Source organism: Bifidobacterium bifidum ATCC 29521 = JCM 1255 = DSM 20456 (genome assembly GCF_001025135.1).
Classification (GTDB): Bacteria; Actinomycetota; Actinomycetes; order Actinomycetales; family Bifidobacteriaceae; genus Bifidobacterium; species Bifidobacterium bifidum.
The window spans coordinates 1,023,827-1,039,490 of sequence record NZ_AP012323.1 but is presented as its reverse complement, the minus strand read 5'-3'; the positions used below and the strand labels follow the sequence as shown (position 1 = coordinate 1,039,490).

The window sequence follows — 15,664 nt, the reverse complement described above, 5'->3', positions numbered from 1 at the left end:
GCTGAAGGCGGTCATTCGCTGGACCACCCCCAGCCAGCCTTCGGCTGTCAGCCCCCGCCAGCGGGGGCATATCAAAGACCTCCATCAGCCTTCCGTCTTCTGCGCGGCGCGGATCTTATCCTTGGTGTCGCGGTCGTTGCCGGCCTCGCCGGTGGACAGGGCCGCGATGAACGCCTCCTGCGGCACCTCGACGTGGCCGAGCATCTTCATGCGCTTCTTGCCGGCCTTCTGCTTTTCGAGCAGCTTGCGCTTACGGGTGATGTCGCCGCCGTAGCATTTGGCGAGCACGTCCTTGCGCAGTGCACGGATGTTCTCGCGTGCGATGATGCGCGATCCGATCGCCGCCTGAATCGGGATCTCGAACTGCTGGCGGGGAATCAGCTCGCGCAGCTTCTTGGTCATCATCACGCCGTAGCTGTATGCCTTGTCGCGATGCACGATGGCGCTGAACGCGTCGACCTTCTCGCCCTGGATGAGGATGTCGACCTTGACGAGGTCCGCGGCCTGCTCGCCGTCCTCATGGTAGTCGAGTGACGCGTAGCCCTTGGTGCGGGACTTGAGCTGGTCGAAGAAGTCGAACACAATCTCGGCGAGCGGGATGCGGTAGTGCATCTCCACGCGGTCGGTGGAGATGTATTCCATCGTGCCCATGATGCCGCGGTGGTCCTGACACAGGTCCATCACCGAACCAATGAAATCCTTCGGCGTGATGATGTCGGCAGCGACCATCGGCTCGACGATCTTCTTGATCTTGCCGTCCGGGAATTCACTCGGGTTGGTCACCCGGTGCACGGTGTTGTCCTCGGCGGTCACCTCATACGGAACGTTCGGCGCGGTGGAGATCAGGTCGAGACCGAACTCGCGTTCCAGACGCTCCGAGACGATCTCCATGTGCAGCAAGCCGAGGAACCCGCATCGAAAGCCGAAGCCCAGCGCCACCGACGTCTCGGGCTCGTAGATGAGCGCGGCGTCGTTGAGCTTGAGCTTGTCGAGCGCGTCGCGCAGTTCGGGGAACTGGGCGTTGTCGATCGGGAAGAGACCCGCGTACACCATGGGCTGGGGGTCGCGATAGCCGGGCAGCGCCTCGGCTGCAGGGCGGACGGCGGAGGTCACGGTGTCGCCGACCTTGGACTGGCTGACGTCCTTCGCGCCGGTGATGATGTAGCCGACCTCGCCGGCGCCGAGCGCCTTGGTGGGGGTCATGTCGGGGCTGATGACGCCAATCTCGATGGGCTCGTGCGTCATGCCGATGCCCATCATGTGCACCTTCTCACGCGACTTGAGCTCACCGTCCTCCATACGGATATAGGTGACGATGCCGCGGTACGAGTCGTACACCGAGTCGAAGATCAGCGCACGCGCCGGCGCCTTCGGGTCGCCGTGCGGAGCGGGAACCTCCATGACGATGTGGTCGAGCAGATCGGCGACGCCTTCGCCGGTCTTGCCCGACACGCGCAGCACGTCACTCGGCTTGCATCCGATCAGTCCCGCGATCTCCTCCGCGTGCTTGTCCGGCTCGGCACTGGGCAGGTCGATCTTGTTGAGCACGGGGATGATGGCCAGATCATGGTCGATGGCCATGTACAGGTTGGACAGCGTCTGCGCCTCGATGCCCTGCGTCGCGTCGACGAGCAGCACCGCGCCCTCGCATGCGGCCAGCGCGCGCGACACCTCATACGTGAAATCCACGTGGCCGGGGGTGTCGATCATGCCGAGCGTGTACTCGGTGCCCTCGAAGGTCCACGGCACGCGCACGGCCTGCGATTTGATGGTGATGCCGCGCTCCTGCTCGATGTCCATGCGGTCGAGGAAGCGGTCACGCATCTCGCGCTCAGGAACGATGCCGCTCAGTTGCAGGATGCGGTCGGCCACCGTGGACTTGCCGTGGTCGATGTGTGCGATGATGCAGAAATTCCGGATTAGCGACTGATCGGTAAACCCTGGCTTGTTCTTCGGCTCAATCACCCTGATCCGGTTCCTTTCGTCCGTGGTGCTCGTTCGTCGCGGGCCTTTGGCATCGTAAATGTGACGCCATGTGCCGCAAGTCACCAAGTTTACCGGTCACCGTCGGCAATTTCCCGACGACACACGGAACACGGGGTCGGTTTTATCCGAACATCGTGGTAGCATGACTCCCTGTATGTCCTTATAGCAAACGTCGTTTGGAGAAAACGTGGCAAACATTAAGTCGCAGAAGAAGCGCGTGCTCACCAATGAGAAGGCGCACAAGCGTAACGTGGCCGTCAAGTCCAGCCTGAAGACCGCCATCCGCGCAACCCGTGAGGCCATCGCCGCCGGCGATAAGGCCGCTGCCGAAGCCGCCTACAAGGTCGCTTCCCAGAAGCTCGACAAGGCCGCTGGCGCTGGCGTGATTCACAAGAACCAGGCCGCCAACCGCAAGTCGGGCATGGCAGTCGCCATCAACAACATGTGAGCATGACCGTCTGACGGTCGTCACAGCATAAGACCCCCGCGGAACCGCAAGGTTCCCGGGGGTTCTTTCGTGTTAGCCGGCCACCCCCACCCGCCAGCGGGGGCTCCCGCGAAGCGGGTGGGGGTGGTCCGAAAGCGTCAAGCCCGAGACTGGTCTTTGTCGTCATCGCCGCCATCGTGGGCATCGGGATGGATGACCGGGCGTTTCAGATACCGCGACTCGCTGGGAAGATACGTGTTGTGCCGCTTGACCGCACCGGGAAGCATGATGCTGAACTTGACCGACAGCAGACGCATGACCACGACCAGCACGACGATCGCGCAGTCGAGCACCACCTCGGCCGTGAAATCCAGCATCTTCCATTGCACTCCCCTGCACACGAACACGGTGAGCACGCATCCGACCGCGGAAGGAACCGCGTACAGGTGCTTGTCGCGGATGATCATCGGCACGTCGTTCAGGAGCATGTCCCGGACCAGACCGCCGCCCAGCGCGGTGAACATGCCCATGAACACCGCCGTCATGCCGGAGGTTCCCAAATCGAGCGCCTTCGAGGTGCCGTTCACCGCGAACAAGCCGACCGCCAAGGCGTCGATGGTCAGCATCGACCATCTGAGCTTGTCCACTTCCGGATGGATCACGGCGATAGCCAGGCCCGACACCAGTGCGGTCAGCACGAACCCGCGGTCGGAGATGCCCACCGGCGGCAGGGAGCCGAGCATCACGTCACGGATGATGCCGCCGCCCAACGCGGTCAGCCACGCGGTGATCAGCATGGCGAACAGGTCATAGTTCTTGCGAACCGCGCATAGACCGCCCATCAGCCCGCTGCAGAACACCGCAAGATATTCGATGCCCATGAAAAAGGCATTGCTTTCCAGTGCCAGTTCCTCCACGTGCCACTCCTCGCCAACATCACAACCATCCGGCCGTACATGAGCCTACCGCAAGCCGGCTACCCGAAACTAGAATCGGCTCCGATCCGGGTCAGGATCTCGCCGACCTTGATCCGATGTCGCGTTCCTTGAACGTCTGTCGCTCATAGGTCAGGTCGATGCCGTTCTCCTTGCGCTCCACGCGCACGGGGAACGATCCCGGGGATGTGTCGCCGTGCGCGACCACCGTGTCATACTTCAGAGCCCGCGGGCGTTGATCGTGCGCGTGTTCCAACGTCCTTCGAGGAACGCCTCTCGAGTGAAATTGCAGGCGAATACGTCGCTCTCGCCGCGCACCGGTGTGACCCGGACGTACGGGTCGGCGATCATGCGTTTAAGCAGGTTGCCGTTCGGGTCTTCGGGATTGAGCGGGCGGAACATCACGTGGTGGAACCGCTTCCACGACGAGCGGATGTACTCCTCCGGCACATGGTCGGCGCGCGGCCGGGCCTCGTTGCGGCGCAGCAGCTCGTCCAGGGGCACGTCGAAATCCTCCGTCCGCCAGATTGCCCCGTGCCGTGTGGCGAGCCGCGCCAGCTCATTCGCATACTCCGGGTTCGCATGCTGCGCGTCGGCGACCACATCCCAGCCGGCGTCGAGCGAGATCACGCAATGCGGCCACGTGTTGGCGGGGTCGGACACCCAGTTCTGCGCCCATGTCGACTTACCGGAGCCCGGCAGTCCGCGCAGAATTGACGTTGAGCGATTCCGGCCGCGCACCCGCGGCAGACAGCTGATGCGTGTGACCGTACAGCAGCTTGCGTCCGTCGAACGGCAGCGCCTGATCGTGGAATCGGACCGCGTCATCGGGCCATCCGTACGCGAGGTCTTCGCGATATGGGAAGTGCGACAGGTTGACCGTTCCAAGTCCTTCCAGTTCAACGGTGCCGTTCGGTTCGATGCTCTCGAACAGGTTCAGCGCCGGCTTGTTGTCCATCCACCAGTCATCATGGTTGCCGATGGCCGCGTGCAGATGACGGCAACGCAGCTGCCGCAGGCAATCCTTATGGGCATATAAAAACCACCCTCAGTCTCGCTACGCTCGACAGCTCCCGCCAGCGGGAGCGGGTTCTATACGAAAAGCCCCGCCGGGCTCGATCGAGCCGATGGGCGGGGCTTCACGTAGAACTGGACTGCGCTCAGCAGACCTTCCACATCCAGTTGTGCGGGTCTTCGACCTCGCCGAGCTGGATGCCGAGCAGCTGGTCGCGCAGGTCGATCGTGAGCTTGCCGGATTCGCCGTTGGCCACGGTCACGTCGAACTCCTTGGACTTGAAGCGGCCGATCGGGGTGATGATGGCGGCGGTACCGCAGGCGAACACCTCGGTGACCTCGCCGGACTTGATGTCGTCGAGCAGGTCGGTGAGCTTGATCATCGTCTCGACCACGTCGATGCCGCGATCCTGCATGAGCTGGATCAGGGAACGGCGGGTCACGCCCGGCAGGATGTTGCCGGTCAGGGACGGGGTCTCCACGTGGCCGTCCTTGTGCACGACCATCATGTTCATGCCGCCGAGCTCCTCAAGGTAGGTCTTGGTGGCGGCGTCCACGAAGCACACCTGCTCGCAGCCGTTGTCGATGCCGGTGTATTCGCCGAGCAGCGAGGCGGCGTAGTTGCCGCCGCACTTGGCGAAGCCGGTGCCGCCGGGGCCGGTGCGGAACCACTTGTCTTCCACCCAGATGCTCACCGGCTTGACGCCGCCCGGGAAGTACGGGCCGGACGGGGAGGCGATCACGCAGTAGTCGACCTCGTGCGGGGCACGCACGCCGAGGAACGGCTCGGAGGCGAACATGAACGGACGCATGTACAGCGTGTACTCGCGGCGGGTGGGCACCCAGTTGACGTCGCGCTTGACGAGGGCCGCCACGGAGCCGAGGAAGTCGTCCACGGACAGCTCGGGCAGGTACAGGCGCTTGGCGGAGTTCTGGAAACGCTCGGCGTTCGCGTCCGGGCGGAACAGCCAGGTGGAGCCGTCGGCGTGGCGGTATGCCTTCAGACCTTCGAAGACCTCCTGGGCGTAGTGCAGCACGGATGCGCCCGGATCCAGCTTCAGCGGCGCGTACGGCTCGATGCGACGGTCGCCCCAGCCCTCGCCCTTGGTCCAGCTCATGTGGGCCATGTTGTCGGAGAAGACCTGACCGAATGCCGGCTTGTCGATGAGCTCCTGGCGCTTCGCGTCGGATGCGGGATTGTCGTTCGGCAGCACGGTGAACGGCTCGGTGAGCTTGTCCAGCGCGGCGGAATCGTGATGATTGTTTTCTGTCATAACCACTTCTTTGATAACGTCGCCGTTTGCGTCACGGCGGCCAGATGGGGCAGTCGGCGCTTCTGGCACCGGCTCTGAGAGATACTTTCTCACACCGATGACGCATTCGGCGTGAGCTCGTTCACATTATGAAAAAAGCCCACGCTTGTGGTGGGCTTTTCTCAAGCGTCACTCCCGTGTGTCACGCGGGAATCCGATGTGCTGTGCGAGACGGATCACTTGGCGTCCGCATCGGCGGCCGGAGCGGCAGCAGCGGCATCGGCGTCAGCGGCCGGAGCGGCAGCAGCGGACTCGGTGGTGTCCTCAGGCACCTCGACGCTGACGACGGAGGTCTCCGGATCGTCCATGTCGAGCTCGGCGCCTTCCGGCAGCACGACGTCCTTGAGCAGCACCTTGGTGCCGTCGGTCAGGCCGTCAACGTTGACCACGATGCGCTCGGGCAGGTTGGTGACATCGGCGCGGACCTTGAGCTCCTGCAGGTCGACGAACGCGACGGCGGCACCCTTCGGCGTGCCCTCGACGAACACCGGCACCTCGATGTCGATCTTCTCGCCGGCCTTGACCTCGTAGAAGTCGATGTGTTCAACGATGCGCTTGACGGGGTTGCGCTGCACATCCTTGACGACGGCCAGCTTGGTCTGGCCACCGAAGGAGATCGAGAACAGCGCGTTCGTGTGGCGCAGGGCCAGCGTGGTCTCCTTCATCGGGAGCTTCACGAACGTCGGCTGGTCGCCGCCCGCGTACAAGGTGGCGGGGATGAGCTTGGCCACGCGCATGCGGCGCGCAGCACCCTTGCCGAATTCGTCACGGATGTCACCGGCGATCTTGATGGTGTTTGCCATAATGGTTCTCCTTGAGTGTTACTTGTCGTTCTGTCTATTTGACGCCACGACGCGCCGCAGAACTCCCCAAGGAGGGGTGGTATTCAACGCCGAGTCGATTACGGCAGACCCGTTCTCGCGAATCGGAATGCCCTCGCCAAAGCAACGAGAAACAATTATACGGCCGCGCGGGACATTCGATGGAACGTCTATCCCGGCAAACGAATCGAACGCCCGATCCGCCCGGCTGTTTCGTCGTCATGCCGTCATCGACCCCGGCGAGGCCCTACAATGGACGCAATGGGACATGCACCGAATCGGCTGGGAGGTTTGCAATGGCGCGTAACACATCACGGATAGTAGTGGGAGGCGGAATCGCGGCCTCCGTGGTAGCCGGCGCCACTTACGGGCTGGCGAATCTCATGTTCTCGTATGCGCTGAATGCACAGGCGAAGCACTCGATGCTCAGATCCGGCAGGGATGACGGCAAAGTCGCGGACAAGGGACCCCGGCTCGACGCGGCCGAAGAGGTCGAGGCGGCGGATTGGTTCGACCAGTCCAAGCAGCCGGTGGTCATCTCGGCGGAGGACGGCATCCAGCTTCATGGCTGGCTGTTCGATCCCGATTGCGCCGGTGCGAAGCCCCACCTGTATGCGATATGCTGCCACGGGTATTCGGGGCAACCGCAGGATATGGCGAAGTACGCGCATCGTTTCGCCCGTCTCGGGTTCACCGTGCTGGTTCCGGCGCTGCGCGGCCACGGGCTCAGCGAAGGCCGCTATGCGGGCATGGGATGGCTGGACCGCCGTGACCTGATGCGGTGGATATCGCTGATCATCGACAGCGACGCGGACGCCCGCATCCTGCTGCAGGGCAAGTCCATGGGCGCGGCCGCGGTCATGATGACCGTCGGCGAGCCGGACCTGCCCAGGAACGTCGTGGCGGCGGTCGAGGATTGCGGCTATGCGTCGGTCGGCCAGCAGTTCATCGACTGCGCGCGATCGATGTTTCACCTGCCGAAGTTCCTCGCCAAGCCGATCGTGACGACGATGGGGGCGATCGCGCGGCGGCGTGCCGGGTACGGTTTCCAGGAAGCCTCGTGCGTGGAACAGCTGAAGCATGCCACGATTCCGATGCTGTTCATCCACGGCGGCGCGGACGATTTCGTGCCATCCAGGGCTTTGGACGAGAACTTCGACGCCTGCGCGAGCATCGACCGGCAGAAACTGCTGATTCCCTCGGCAGGTCATTCCATGAGCGCCAGCACGGCACCGGTGGTGTACTGGAAGACGGTGACGAATTTCGTCACCCGCGTGTTCGGACTCTGACGGCAGCTTCCCGGCCGAAGCCGCCATGCACTCCGTCGAGCTGAATATGAATTGGGAGTGGCCCGCTGGAAATCCATCCAGCGGGCCACTCCCGTATCGTTTCGCTCCGTCCGCACCGGTGAGCCGGCGCGGTGACGGTTACGAGATGAGCTCCTTCACGGCGGCGATGACGGACTGCAGGCCGGCCTTGGCGTCGCCGAACAGCATCTGCGTGTTGGGCTCGAAGTACAGCTCGTTCTCGATGCCGGCATAGCCCTTGCCGCGACCGCGCTTCATGACGACCACGTTCTGCGCCTTGTCGACGTCGAGAATCGGCATGCCGGAGACCGGGGTGCCGGGGCGACGCGCGGCCGGGTTGGTCACGTCGTTGGCGCCGACGACCAGGGCCACGTTGGCGGACGGGAACTGCGGGTTGATATCGTCGAGGTCGATCAGCTCCTCGTACGGCACGTTGGCCTCGGCGAGCAGCACGTTCATGTGACCGGGCATACGTCCCGCGACCGGGTGGATCGCGTACGACACCTCGATGCCATGACCTTTGAGCAGGTCGCCCAGATCGGCCAGCTCGCGCTGCGCCTGGGCCTGCGCCAGACCGAAACCCGGCACGAAGATGACCTTGTCGGCGTACACCAGCTGCACGGCGACGTCATCGGCGCTGGTCTCCTTCATCGTGCCCTCGGGGCCGTCGGCGTCGCCGCCGGCCGAGGCGCCACCGCCGAAGCCGCCGGCGAGCACGCTCATCAGCGGACGGTTCATGGCCTTGGACATCGCCAGGGAGAGCGTGACCCCGGCCGCGCCGACGAGTGCGCCGGCGACGATCAGCGCGATGTTGTTGATCGCCAGACCGCTCATGGCGACGGCGGTGCCAGTGCAGGCGTTAAGCACCGAGATGACGACGGGCATGTCAGCGCCGCCGATCGGGATGACGAACACCAGACCGTAGCACAGCGCGAACACCGTGGTCAGCACACACCACAGCAGACGCTGCTCGGGCTGCACGCACAGCATGACGAACGAGACGACGGTGAGCACAATGAAGCCGATGTTCCACACGCCCTTCGCGGGGAGGGTGAGCTTGCGCAGGAACTTGACGCCCTGCAGCTTGCCGGCGGCGATCAGCGAGCCGGTGAACGTGACGGAACCGATCATGATGCCAAGTCCGGCGGTGATCAGCACGACCAGCGTCGGCAGCTCCTCGGAGGTGAGGATGTCGTTGAGCGCGACGAGGGCCGCCGCGCCGCCGCCGACCGTGTTGAACACGGAGACGAGCTGCGGCATGTCGGTCATCTTGACCTTCTTCGCGCTCCACACGCCGACGATCGTGCCGATGAGGATGCCGACGATCAGCAGCACGACGGCGACGAGATGCTCGAAGCCGTTGCCGATCTCGGTGACGAACAGCACGATGAACGCCATAGCCACCGCCATGACCATGCCGGCCGCGGAGATCAGGTTGCCCTTGCGCGCGGTCTTCGGCGAGTTCATCATGTGCAGGCCGACGACGAACAACACGGCGGCCAGCAGATACACGAACCATTCAACGACGCCAAGCGGGTTGCTCAGCACTTCAGCAAGGGTACCCATTACTTGGCCTCCTCATTCTTGTCGGCGGACTTCTTCGATTTGTCGGACTTGAACATCTCCAGCATGCGGTCGGTGACCACGTAACCGCCGACGACGTTCATCGTGCCGAGCACGGCGGCGAGGAAGATGAACACCCAGGCCAGGAGCGAGGTGGCGTGCGCGGCGACGATGACGACACCGACGATGACGATGCCGTGGATGGAGTTGGCTCCCGACATCAGCGGCGTATGCAGGGTGGCGGGCACCTTGCCGATGACCTCGACGCCGATGAGCAGCGCGAGTATGAACAGTGTGATGGCAACGATGATGTCCATGGATTATTCCTTGCTTTCTGCGGCGGGACGTCCGGCTACGATGAGGGCGTCGTCAAGTTCCTCGTTCAGGTCGATGCTCAGACGACCGTCATGCACGAAGTGGGCGAGCACGTCGCCCACGTTGCGGGCGAGCAGGTTCGAGGCGGTGTTGGAAACCTCGCTGGCGAGATACGGGGCACCGATGATGGTCACTCCCCCATCGGTCACCTGCGTGCCGACGCGGGATCCCTCGACGTTGCCGCCCAGGTCGCTGGCCGCACAGTCGACGATGACGGCACCGCGCTTGAGGCCGTCCACGCCGGCCTTGGTCAGCAGCATCGGAGGCTTGCGGCCGGGAACCTTGGCCGTGGTGATGATGACGTCGAACCCGGCTGCCTTCTGGTCGACGGCCGTCTGCTGGGCGGCCTGCTCCTCGGCGCTGAGCTGGCGGGCGTATCCGCCCTCGCCCTGCCCCTTGGAGAAGTCGAGACCGAGATCGAGGAACTTCGCGCCCAGCGACTCTACTTCGCCGCGCGAAGCGGGACGCACGTCGTACGCGGTGACCACGGCGCCCAGACGGCGGGCGGTGCCGATGGCCTGCAGGCCGGCGATGCCCGCGCCCAGGATCAGCACCTTGGCCGGGCGGATCGTGCCGGCGGCGGTCGTCATCATCGGGAAGAACGAGCCATAGGCGTTCGCCGCCACCAGCGCGGCTTTGTACCCCATGACCGAATTCTGGGACGTCATCTCGTCCATGGACTGCGCGGAGCTGAGCTGGCGAGGCAGCTTCTCCATCGCGACACCGACAAGACCGGCCGCCTGGAGGGCGTCCACATACGCGGCATCGGTGAACGAGCCGAGCATGCCGATCACCCATGTGCCGGCCTTGAGCCGCGCGACCGTCTCGGCAGACGGACGGTCCACGAATCCGAGCACGTCGGCGCGCGCGATCACATCGTCCGCGGCGACGACCTCGGCCCCCGCCTTGGCGTAATCATCGTCGGTATATTGTGCGGCGATTCCGGCGCCGCTCTGCACCAGGCAGGACACACCTGCTTTCTTCAACCGTGTGACGATATCCGGCGTCAATGCGACGCGGGTTTCGTCCTGCGATGTCTCGTTGAGGACACCGAACACCACGGTGGCTTTCTGGGTTTCAGCCATGAGAGCCCTTTCTTCGTCGAACTCAAGCGTTCTTTGCTTACCGTTGCAAGTGTACCGAAGGAATCGACTTTTGGCGCGTTCCATTTCACCTGACGAATGGCCGCGGGCGAGCGGGCGACCCGCACGACGCTGTTTCCTACGCTACCGTAAGGTGAAAAAAGGCGTTTCTACGGGTAATATTCATGTGTTAAGCGTTATCAGGTCTCCAAGGAGCGTCACGTGTCATTGTTCACCTCAGTAAGACAGCAAGCTGCGAATATCACGCAGAAGGCACTTCGTTTGGGAGGTGACTTCGCGCACCCGGTCAGCGACGATTCCTCCAACGGCCCGGATTACGCGGAGAACAACGCTCTTGCCGCGAACGGCGAGATCAGCCTCCCGAACACCGCCGAATGGGGGCCAGGATACCCGACCACGACGCTGATCGACAGCACGACGGGCCTGCTCACCACGAAGACCGAGGGCAACCCGCCGCTTGACGAGGGCATGTCCATCTACGACATCTATGCGGACCGCGCCGAACGCATGGGCGACGAGCCGCTGTACACCTACAAGGACGACTCCGGCAAGTGGGTCACCAGCACAGCGAACGAGACGCTCGCCGACATCCGCAGCGTCGCCAAGGGCCTGCTGCACTACGGGCTGAAGAAGGGCGACGGCGTGGCGTTCATGTGCCGCACCTCCTACGCGTGGGATGTCACGGACGCCGCGATCATGGCTTGCGGCGGCGTGCTCGCCACCATCTACGACACCGACTCCGCCGAGCAGATCCGCAACATCGTCAACAATTCGGACGCGCGGCTGCTGATCGTCGAGACCGCCGACATGCGCGACAAGGCAGAGGGCGCGATCGAGGAATGCCCGTCGCTGGAGACCATCCTGTGCATCGAGACCGGCGGCCTGGAGGAGATCAAGGCGTACGGGGCCGCGGTGAGCGACGAGGAGCTCGACGAGCGCATCGACTCGATCAAGAAGACCGACCTGTGCTCCATCGTGTACACGTCGGGTTCCACGGCGGCACCCAAGGGCGTGGAGATGACGCACGAGCACTACTGCACGACCGCGCTGAACCTGCCCGTCTACATGCCGGACCTGCTGCACAACAAGAAGAACTCCGTGCTGCTGTTCCTGCCGCAGGCGCACTCGTTCGCCCGCGCGATCAACTACATCTGCGTGGCGAGCAACATCAGGATCTACATCGCCCAGGGTATCAAGACGCTGATCGCCGACCTTCAGGTCGCCCGGCCGTCCGTGATGATCGTCGTGCCGCGCGTGCTGGAGAAGGTGTACAACGCGGCGTCCCAGAAGGCCGGCCACGGGCCGAAGGGCGTGGCGTTCGCCGCCGCGGTGGTCGCCGCGCAGAACTACATGAAGGAGCTGGGTGCCAAGGGCAAGGTCGGTGTGCTGGCCAAGACCCGCCGCGCCGCCTTCGACCCGATCGTCTACAAGACGCTGCGCGACGTGCTCGGCGGCCGCGCCCAGTGGATCGTCGCCGGCGGCGCCCCGCTGGACCCCGAACTGCTCGCGTTCTTCCGCGGCGCGAACGTGCCCGTGTACGAGGGCTACGGACTGACGGAGACGACCGCGCCGTGCGCGTTCAACCCGCTCGGCGTGCCGTACCATCAGGGTTCCGTCGGCATCGCCTTCCCCGGGTTCGAGCTGCGTGTCGCCGAGGACGAGGAGATTCAGGTCAAGGGCACCGCGGTGTTCCCGAAGTACCACAAGAACGAGGAGGCGACCGAAGGCTCGTTCACCGATGACGGATGGTACCGCACCGGCGACCTGGGCAGGCTCGACAACGACGGCTTCCTGTACATCACCGGCCGCAAGAAGGATCTGATCATCACCGCCGGCGGCAAGAACGTCGCTCCCGGCCCGATCGAAGAGGTCATCCAGCGCTGCGAGTTCGTCTCGCAGGTGCTGGTGCTCGGCGACAAGCGCCCGTTCATCTCCGCGCTGGTGACGCTTGACGAGGAGTCGCTGCGCCCCTGGCTGGAATCCAAGGGCCTCAACCGCGATATGACGATGGAGGAGGCCGCCTCCAACGCCGCGGTGCGCGCCGAAGTGCAGAAGTGGGTGGATCAGGCGAACGAGGGTGTGTCCCGCGCCGAATCGGTGCGTAAGTTCATCATCCTGCCCGAGGAGTTCAGCCAGGCGAACGGCCTGCTGACCGCATCGATGAAGGTGATCCGACCCAAGGTCATCCGGCGTTACGCCACACTGCTGAACACGCAGATGTACACCAAGAAGAAGTGACGCTCGACATCCTTCACGCGTGAGGCGGGTGGTTCAACACGATTGTTGAACCACCCGCCTCACGCCGTTTTATCGGTGCCAACGCCCGCGCGGCGCGCAATCAGAAGCCGAGCCTCTCCAGCTGCTTGGGGTCGGACTGCCAGCCCTTGGCGACCTTGACATGCAGATCGAGCTTGGCCTTGCCTCCGACGATGCGGTTGACCGGGGTGCGCAGCTTCTTCTTGACGCGCACCAGATGCTCGGCGCCGCGTCCGATGATGATCGGCTTCTGCGAGTCGCGCTCCACGTACACGGAGACCATGACCTGGATCTTGCCTTCGTATGACTGCCCGCTCTCGTTGTCTTCGGGCCGTTCGATGGAGTCCACGACGACGGCCAGCGAATGGGGCAGCTCGTCATCAAGCTCTTCGAGGAACGCGCCGCGGATCAGCTCGGCGATGGTGTCTTCCGGACGCTCCTCACTGACCTGGTCGTCCGGGTACATCTGCGGCCCCTCAGGGGTGTTGTCGATCAGCACCTGGCGGACCTCGTCGAGATTGTCGTGTTCCAGGGCGCTGACGGGCACGATGTCGGAGAAGTCGGCGAACTCGTTGATCTCGATCAGTTTGTCGATGAGCTGCTGGCGGCCCAGCTGGTCGATTTTGGTGACGATGGCGATCAGCGGAACCTTCCACGCGAACGTCCCGTCCTCGCCCTTGGTGGCGAAATCGGTGCGCAGACGGCTTAGGATGCGCTTGTCGCCGGGGCCGATCTCCTGGTCGGCGGGCAGCAGGAACGCGATGGCGTCGATATCCGACAGCGATTCCTCGACGATGTCGTTGAGACGCTGGCCGAGCAGTGTGCGAGGGCGGTGGATGCCGGGCGTATCAACCAGCACGAGCTGCGCGTGGTCGGTGGTGAGGATGCCGCGAATCGCCTTTCGCGTGGTCTCCGGGCGCGATGAGGCGATGGCCACCTGCTTGCCGATCAGCGCGTTGATCAGCGTCGACTTGCCGACGTTCGGTCTGCCGACAACCGCTATGAATCCGGAACGGTACGCCGGCTGGGATTCCTGCTCGTCAGTATTGGTCATATTCGTGTCATGCCTTTTCTTCGCGTTCGGTTTGGTCATTGTTTCTCTACGGTAGCGGTTCACCTTGTCATTGGGCGGACGGCTCCGTCATTTCCCTTGCGGGGAGGCGGACTCGCCGTCCTGTTCGTCGCTGCGGGGCTCATCGTCGTCGGCTGCGGGACCCTGCGACCCGGCGGCCGGCTCCACGACGATCATCGACACCCTCTTGCGTCGGCCTGCGGTGTCGACGGCGGTGAGGCGCAGGCCGCGCGTCACCGCGCTGGAGCCGACGATCGGGACGCGGCCCAGCAGCTTGGTGAGCAGGCCATATACGGTGTCGACGTCGTCCTCGTCGATGTCGATCTCGAACATCTCCTCAAGGGTGGCGATGGGAGTCCTCGCCGGCATCTTCCACTTGCGTTCGCCGATCTTCTCGGGCTCGGAATGCTGCGTGCGGTCGTGCTCGTCCTCAAGTTCGCCGACGATCTGCTCGATGGTGTCCTCGATGGTGACCAGTCCGGCGATGCCGCCGTATTCGTCGACGACGATCGCCACATGCTGCCGGGTCTGCTGCATGGCGTGGAACAGGTCATCCACCGGCTTCGACTCGGGAACCAGCATCGGCTGCCTGACAATGGAGGCGACATCGCGCTGCGAGGCGGCGGGATTGAACGCCGTGGCGCGCACGGCGTCCTTGAGATACGCCACGCCGATCAGATCGTCGACGTCGTCGCCGATCACCGGCACGCGGGAGAAACCGGACCGGGAGCACAGACGCAGCATGTCGGCAAGTGTGGCCGTGCGGTCCATGCAGATCATGTCGGTGCGCGGCACCATGATCTCGCGGGTCAGCGTCTCCGACAACGTCAGCACGTTGCGCAGCATCTCGGAGACTTCCGGATCGAAATCATTGGCCTCCACCAGGCGGTCGATGGTGGCACGCCCCTGTTCGAGCTGAATCTTCTCCAGCTCCTCGTCGTCGGACAGGTCCGATTCCTTGGAGCGACGCTTCTGACCCTTCTGCTCGCCCGCCTTCGCAAACGGCGTGATCGCGGTGGCGAACCTGACCAGTCCCGCCAAATTGAGCATGATGTCGATCGGCTTGCTGGCTCCCGCGGACCGCGGGCGGACCAGCACCGAGACGATGCCGACGATCAGCGCGAACAGGAAGCCGCACAGCAGCTGCAGCCAGATCGGCGCATCAAGCAGCGACGCCACGCACGCCACCAGCACGCCGTCGAACACGTTGCATGTGATGCGGAAGAACGCGCAGCTGCCCGAGGTGGCATACCGGTTGGCGATGAGCCGCTGCACGGTATGGATCTTGCCGATCTTCTTCATCCGGATGAACTGGCTCGTCTCGGTGTCGGTCTGCACTTCGAGGATCTTGTTGTTCAGTCCTGCCCGTGTGACGCGCCCGACCGCACTTTCCGCGGCGGCCATGCTCAACGACAGCCAGACCAGCAGTGCGGCGACGACGACCAACGCGACAACCAGGATAATCGTGGACGTATCGGTCAACGGCATAGGA

Annotated in this window: 14 protein-coding genes and 1 pseudogene; 3 read left to right on the top strand and 12 right to left on the bottom strand. The window is 63.9% G+C overall.

Annotation, left to right across the window (positions count from 1 at the left end; genetic code table 11):
* Nucleotides 1-84: 84 nt before the first annotated feature.
* Nucleotides 85-1,965, bottom strand: a complete 1,881-nt coding sequence (gene lepA / locus BBBF_RS04210) for a translation elongation factor 4 (protein WP_003812926.1) — start codon at nt 1,963-1,965, stop codon at nt 85-87.
* Nucleotides 1,966-2,173: 208 nt separating this feature from the next.
* Here lepA and rpsT point away from each other — a divergent pair, with 208 nt between their 5' ends.
* Entirely contained in the window at nt 2,174-2,434 is a 261-nt protein-coding gene (gene rpsT / locus BBBF_RS04205; protein WP_003812925.1) for a 30S ribosomal protein S20, read from the top strand.
* 137 nt (nt 2,435-2,571) lie between these two features.
* On the opposite strand, the gene BBBF_RS04200 is transcribed toward rpsT, so the two are convergent.
* The 6 genes and pseudogenes from BBBF_RS04200 to BBBF_RS04175 form a co-directional block, all read right to left on the bottom strand.
* A complete protein-coding gene (locus BBBF_RS04200; RefSeq protein WP_013389822.1) occupies nt 2,572-3,294 on the bottom strand; it encodes a trimeric intracellular cation channel family protein in 723 nt (240 codons plus the stop codon).
* Between the two features lie 127 nt (nt 3,295-3,421).
* Complete coding sequence (locus BBBF_RS10515; RefSeq protein WP_003821038.1) at nt 3,422-3,556, bottom strand: hypothetical protein; 135 nt, start codon at nt 3,554-3,556, stop codon at nt 3,422-3,424.
* Between the two features lie 11 nt (nt 3,557-3,567).
* Nucleotides 3,568-4,011: an AAA family ATPase gene (locus tag BBBF_RS04190; RefSeq protein ID WP_003821036.1), complete on the bottom strand. Its 444-nt coding sequence runs from the start codon at nt 4,009-4,011 to the stop codon at nt 3,568-3,570.
* Between the two features lie 22 nt (nt 4,012-4,033).
* Nucleotides 4,034-4,375 (bottom strand): annotated as a pseudogene (locus tag BBBF_RS04185) (metallophosphoesterase family protein); the annotation flags it as partial.
* A 133-nt stretch (nt 4,376-4,508) separates the two neighbouring features.
* Nucleotides 4,509-5,636: a branched-chain amino acid aminotransferase gene (locus BBBF_RS04180; protein ID WP_003816817.1), complete on the bottom strand. Its 1,128-nt coding sequence runs from the start codon at nt 5,634-5,636 to the stop codon at nt 4,509-4,511.
* A 215-nt stretch (nt 5,637-5,851) separates the two neighbouring features.
* The gene (locus tag BBBF_RS04175; protein ID WP_021648694.1) at nt 5,852-6,478 is read right to left on the bottom strand and encodes a 50S ribosomal protein L25/general stress protein Ctc; all 627 of its coding nucleotides are present in this window, start codon (nt 6,476-6,478) and stop codon (nt 5,852-5,854) included.
* Nucleotides 6,479-6,792: 314 nt separating this feature from the next.
* Here BBBF_RS04175 and BBBF_RS04170 point away from each other — a divergent pair, with 314 nt between their 5' ends.
* Nucleotides 6,793-7,785, top strand: coding sequence for an alpha/beta hydrolase (locus BBBF_RS04170; RefSeq protein WP_021648696.1), 993 nt, complete (start codon nt 6,793-6,795; stop codon nt 7,783-7,785).
* A 138-nt stretch (nt 7,786-7,923) separates the two neighbouring features.
* Here the strand turns inward: BBBF_RS04170 and BBBF_RS04165 are convergent, their stop codons facing one another.
* The 3 genes from BBBF_RS04165 to BBBF_RS04155 are packed head-to-tail and all read right to left on the bottom strand — an operon-like array spanning nt 7,924 to nt 10,826.
* Nucleotides 7,924-9,369, bottom strand: a complete 1,446-nt coding sequence (locus BBBF_RS04165; protein WP_021648697.1) for an NAD(P)(+) transhydrogenase (Re/Si-specific) subunit beta — start codon at nt 9,367-9,369, stop codon at nt 7,924-7,926.
* Nucleotides 9,369-9,683, bottom strand: coding sequence for an NAD(P) transhydrogenase subunit alpha part 2 (locus tag BBBF_RS04160; RefSeq protein WP_003816822.1), 315 nt, complete (start codon nt 9,681-9,683; stop codon nt 9,369-9,371). The genes BBBF_RS04165 and BBBF_RS04160 overlap by 1 nt, the downstream gene beginning before the upstream one ends.
* 3 nt (nt 9,684-9,686) lie before the next feature.
* The gene (locus tag BBBF_RS04155) at nt 9,687-10,826 is read right to left on the bottom strand and encodes an NAD(P) transhydrogenase subunit alpha (RefSeq protein WP_003816824.1); all 1,140 of its coding nucleotides are present in this window, start codon (nt 10,824-10,826) and stop codon (nt 9,687-9,689) included.
* 219 nt (nt 10,827-11,045) lie between these two features.
* Between BBBF_RS04155 and BBBF_RS04150 the strand changes: the two genes are divergently transcribed.
* Nucleotides 11,046-13,082, top strand: coding sequence for an AMP-dependent synthetase/ligase (locus BBBF_RS04150; protein WP_014760159.1), 2,037 nt, complete (start codon nt 11,046-11,048; stop codon nt 13,080-13,082).
* 100 nt (nt 13,083-13,182) lie between these two features.
* Here the strand turns inward: BBBF_RS04150 and era are convergent, their stop codons facing one another.
* A complete protein-coding gene (gene era / locus BBBF_RS04145) occupies nt 13,183-14,154 on the bottom strand; it encodes a GTPase Era (protein WP_229026594.1) in 972 nt (323 codons plus the stop codon).
* An 87-nt stretch (nt 14,155-14,241) separates the two neighbouring features.
* Nucleotides 14,242-15,660: a hemolysin family protein gene (locus tag BBBF_RS04140; RefSeq protein WP_003816896.1), complete on the bottom strand. Its 1,419-nt coding sequence runs from the start codon at nt 15,658-15,660 to the stop codon at nt 14,242-14,244.
* Nucleotides 15,661-15,664 lie beyond the last annotated feature (4 nt).

Excerpts from the sequence above, each read along its gene's own strand:
- BBBF_RS04180 (WP_003816817.1), bottom strand. The coding sequence starts at position 5,636 with ATGACAGAAAACAATCATCACGATTCCGCCGCGCTGGACAAGCTCACC.
- BBBF_RS04155 (WP_003816824.1), bottom strand. The coding sequence starts at position 10,826 with ATGGCTGAAACCCAGAAAGCCACCGTGGTGTTCGGTGTCCTCAACGAG.
- BBBF_RS04165 (WP_021648697.1), bottom strand. The coding sequence starts at position 9,369 with ATGGGTACCCTTGCTGAAGTGCTGAGCAACCCGCTTGGCGTCGTTGAA.
- BBBF_RS04170 (WP_021648696.1), top strand. The coding sequence starts at position 6,793 with ATGGCGCGTAACACATCACGGATAGTAGTGGGAGGCGGAATCGCGGCC.
- BBBF_RS04140 (WP_003816896.1), bottom strand. The coding sequence starts at position 15,660 with ATGCCGTTGACCGATACGTCCACGATTATCCTGGTTGTCGCGTTGGTC.
- BBBF_RS04160 (WP_003816822.1), bottom strand. The coding sequence starts at position 9,683 with ATGGACATCATCGTTGCCATCACACTGTTCATACTCGCGCTGCTCATC.
- era (WP_229026594.1), bottom strand. The coding sequence starts at position 14,154 with ATGACCAATACTGACGAGCAGGAATCCCAGCCGGCGTACCGTTCCGGA.
- BBBF_RS04175 (WP_021648694.1), bottom strand. The coding sequence starts at position 6,478 with ATGGCAAACACCATCAAGATCGCCGGTGACATCCGTGACGAATTCGGC.
- BBBF_RS04200 (WP_013389822.1), bottom strand. The coding sequence starts at position 3,294 with ATGGGCATCGAATATCTTGCGGTGTTCTGCAGCGGGCTGATGGGCGGT.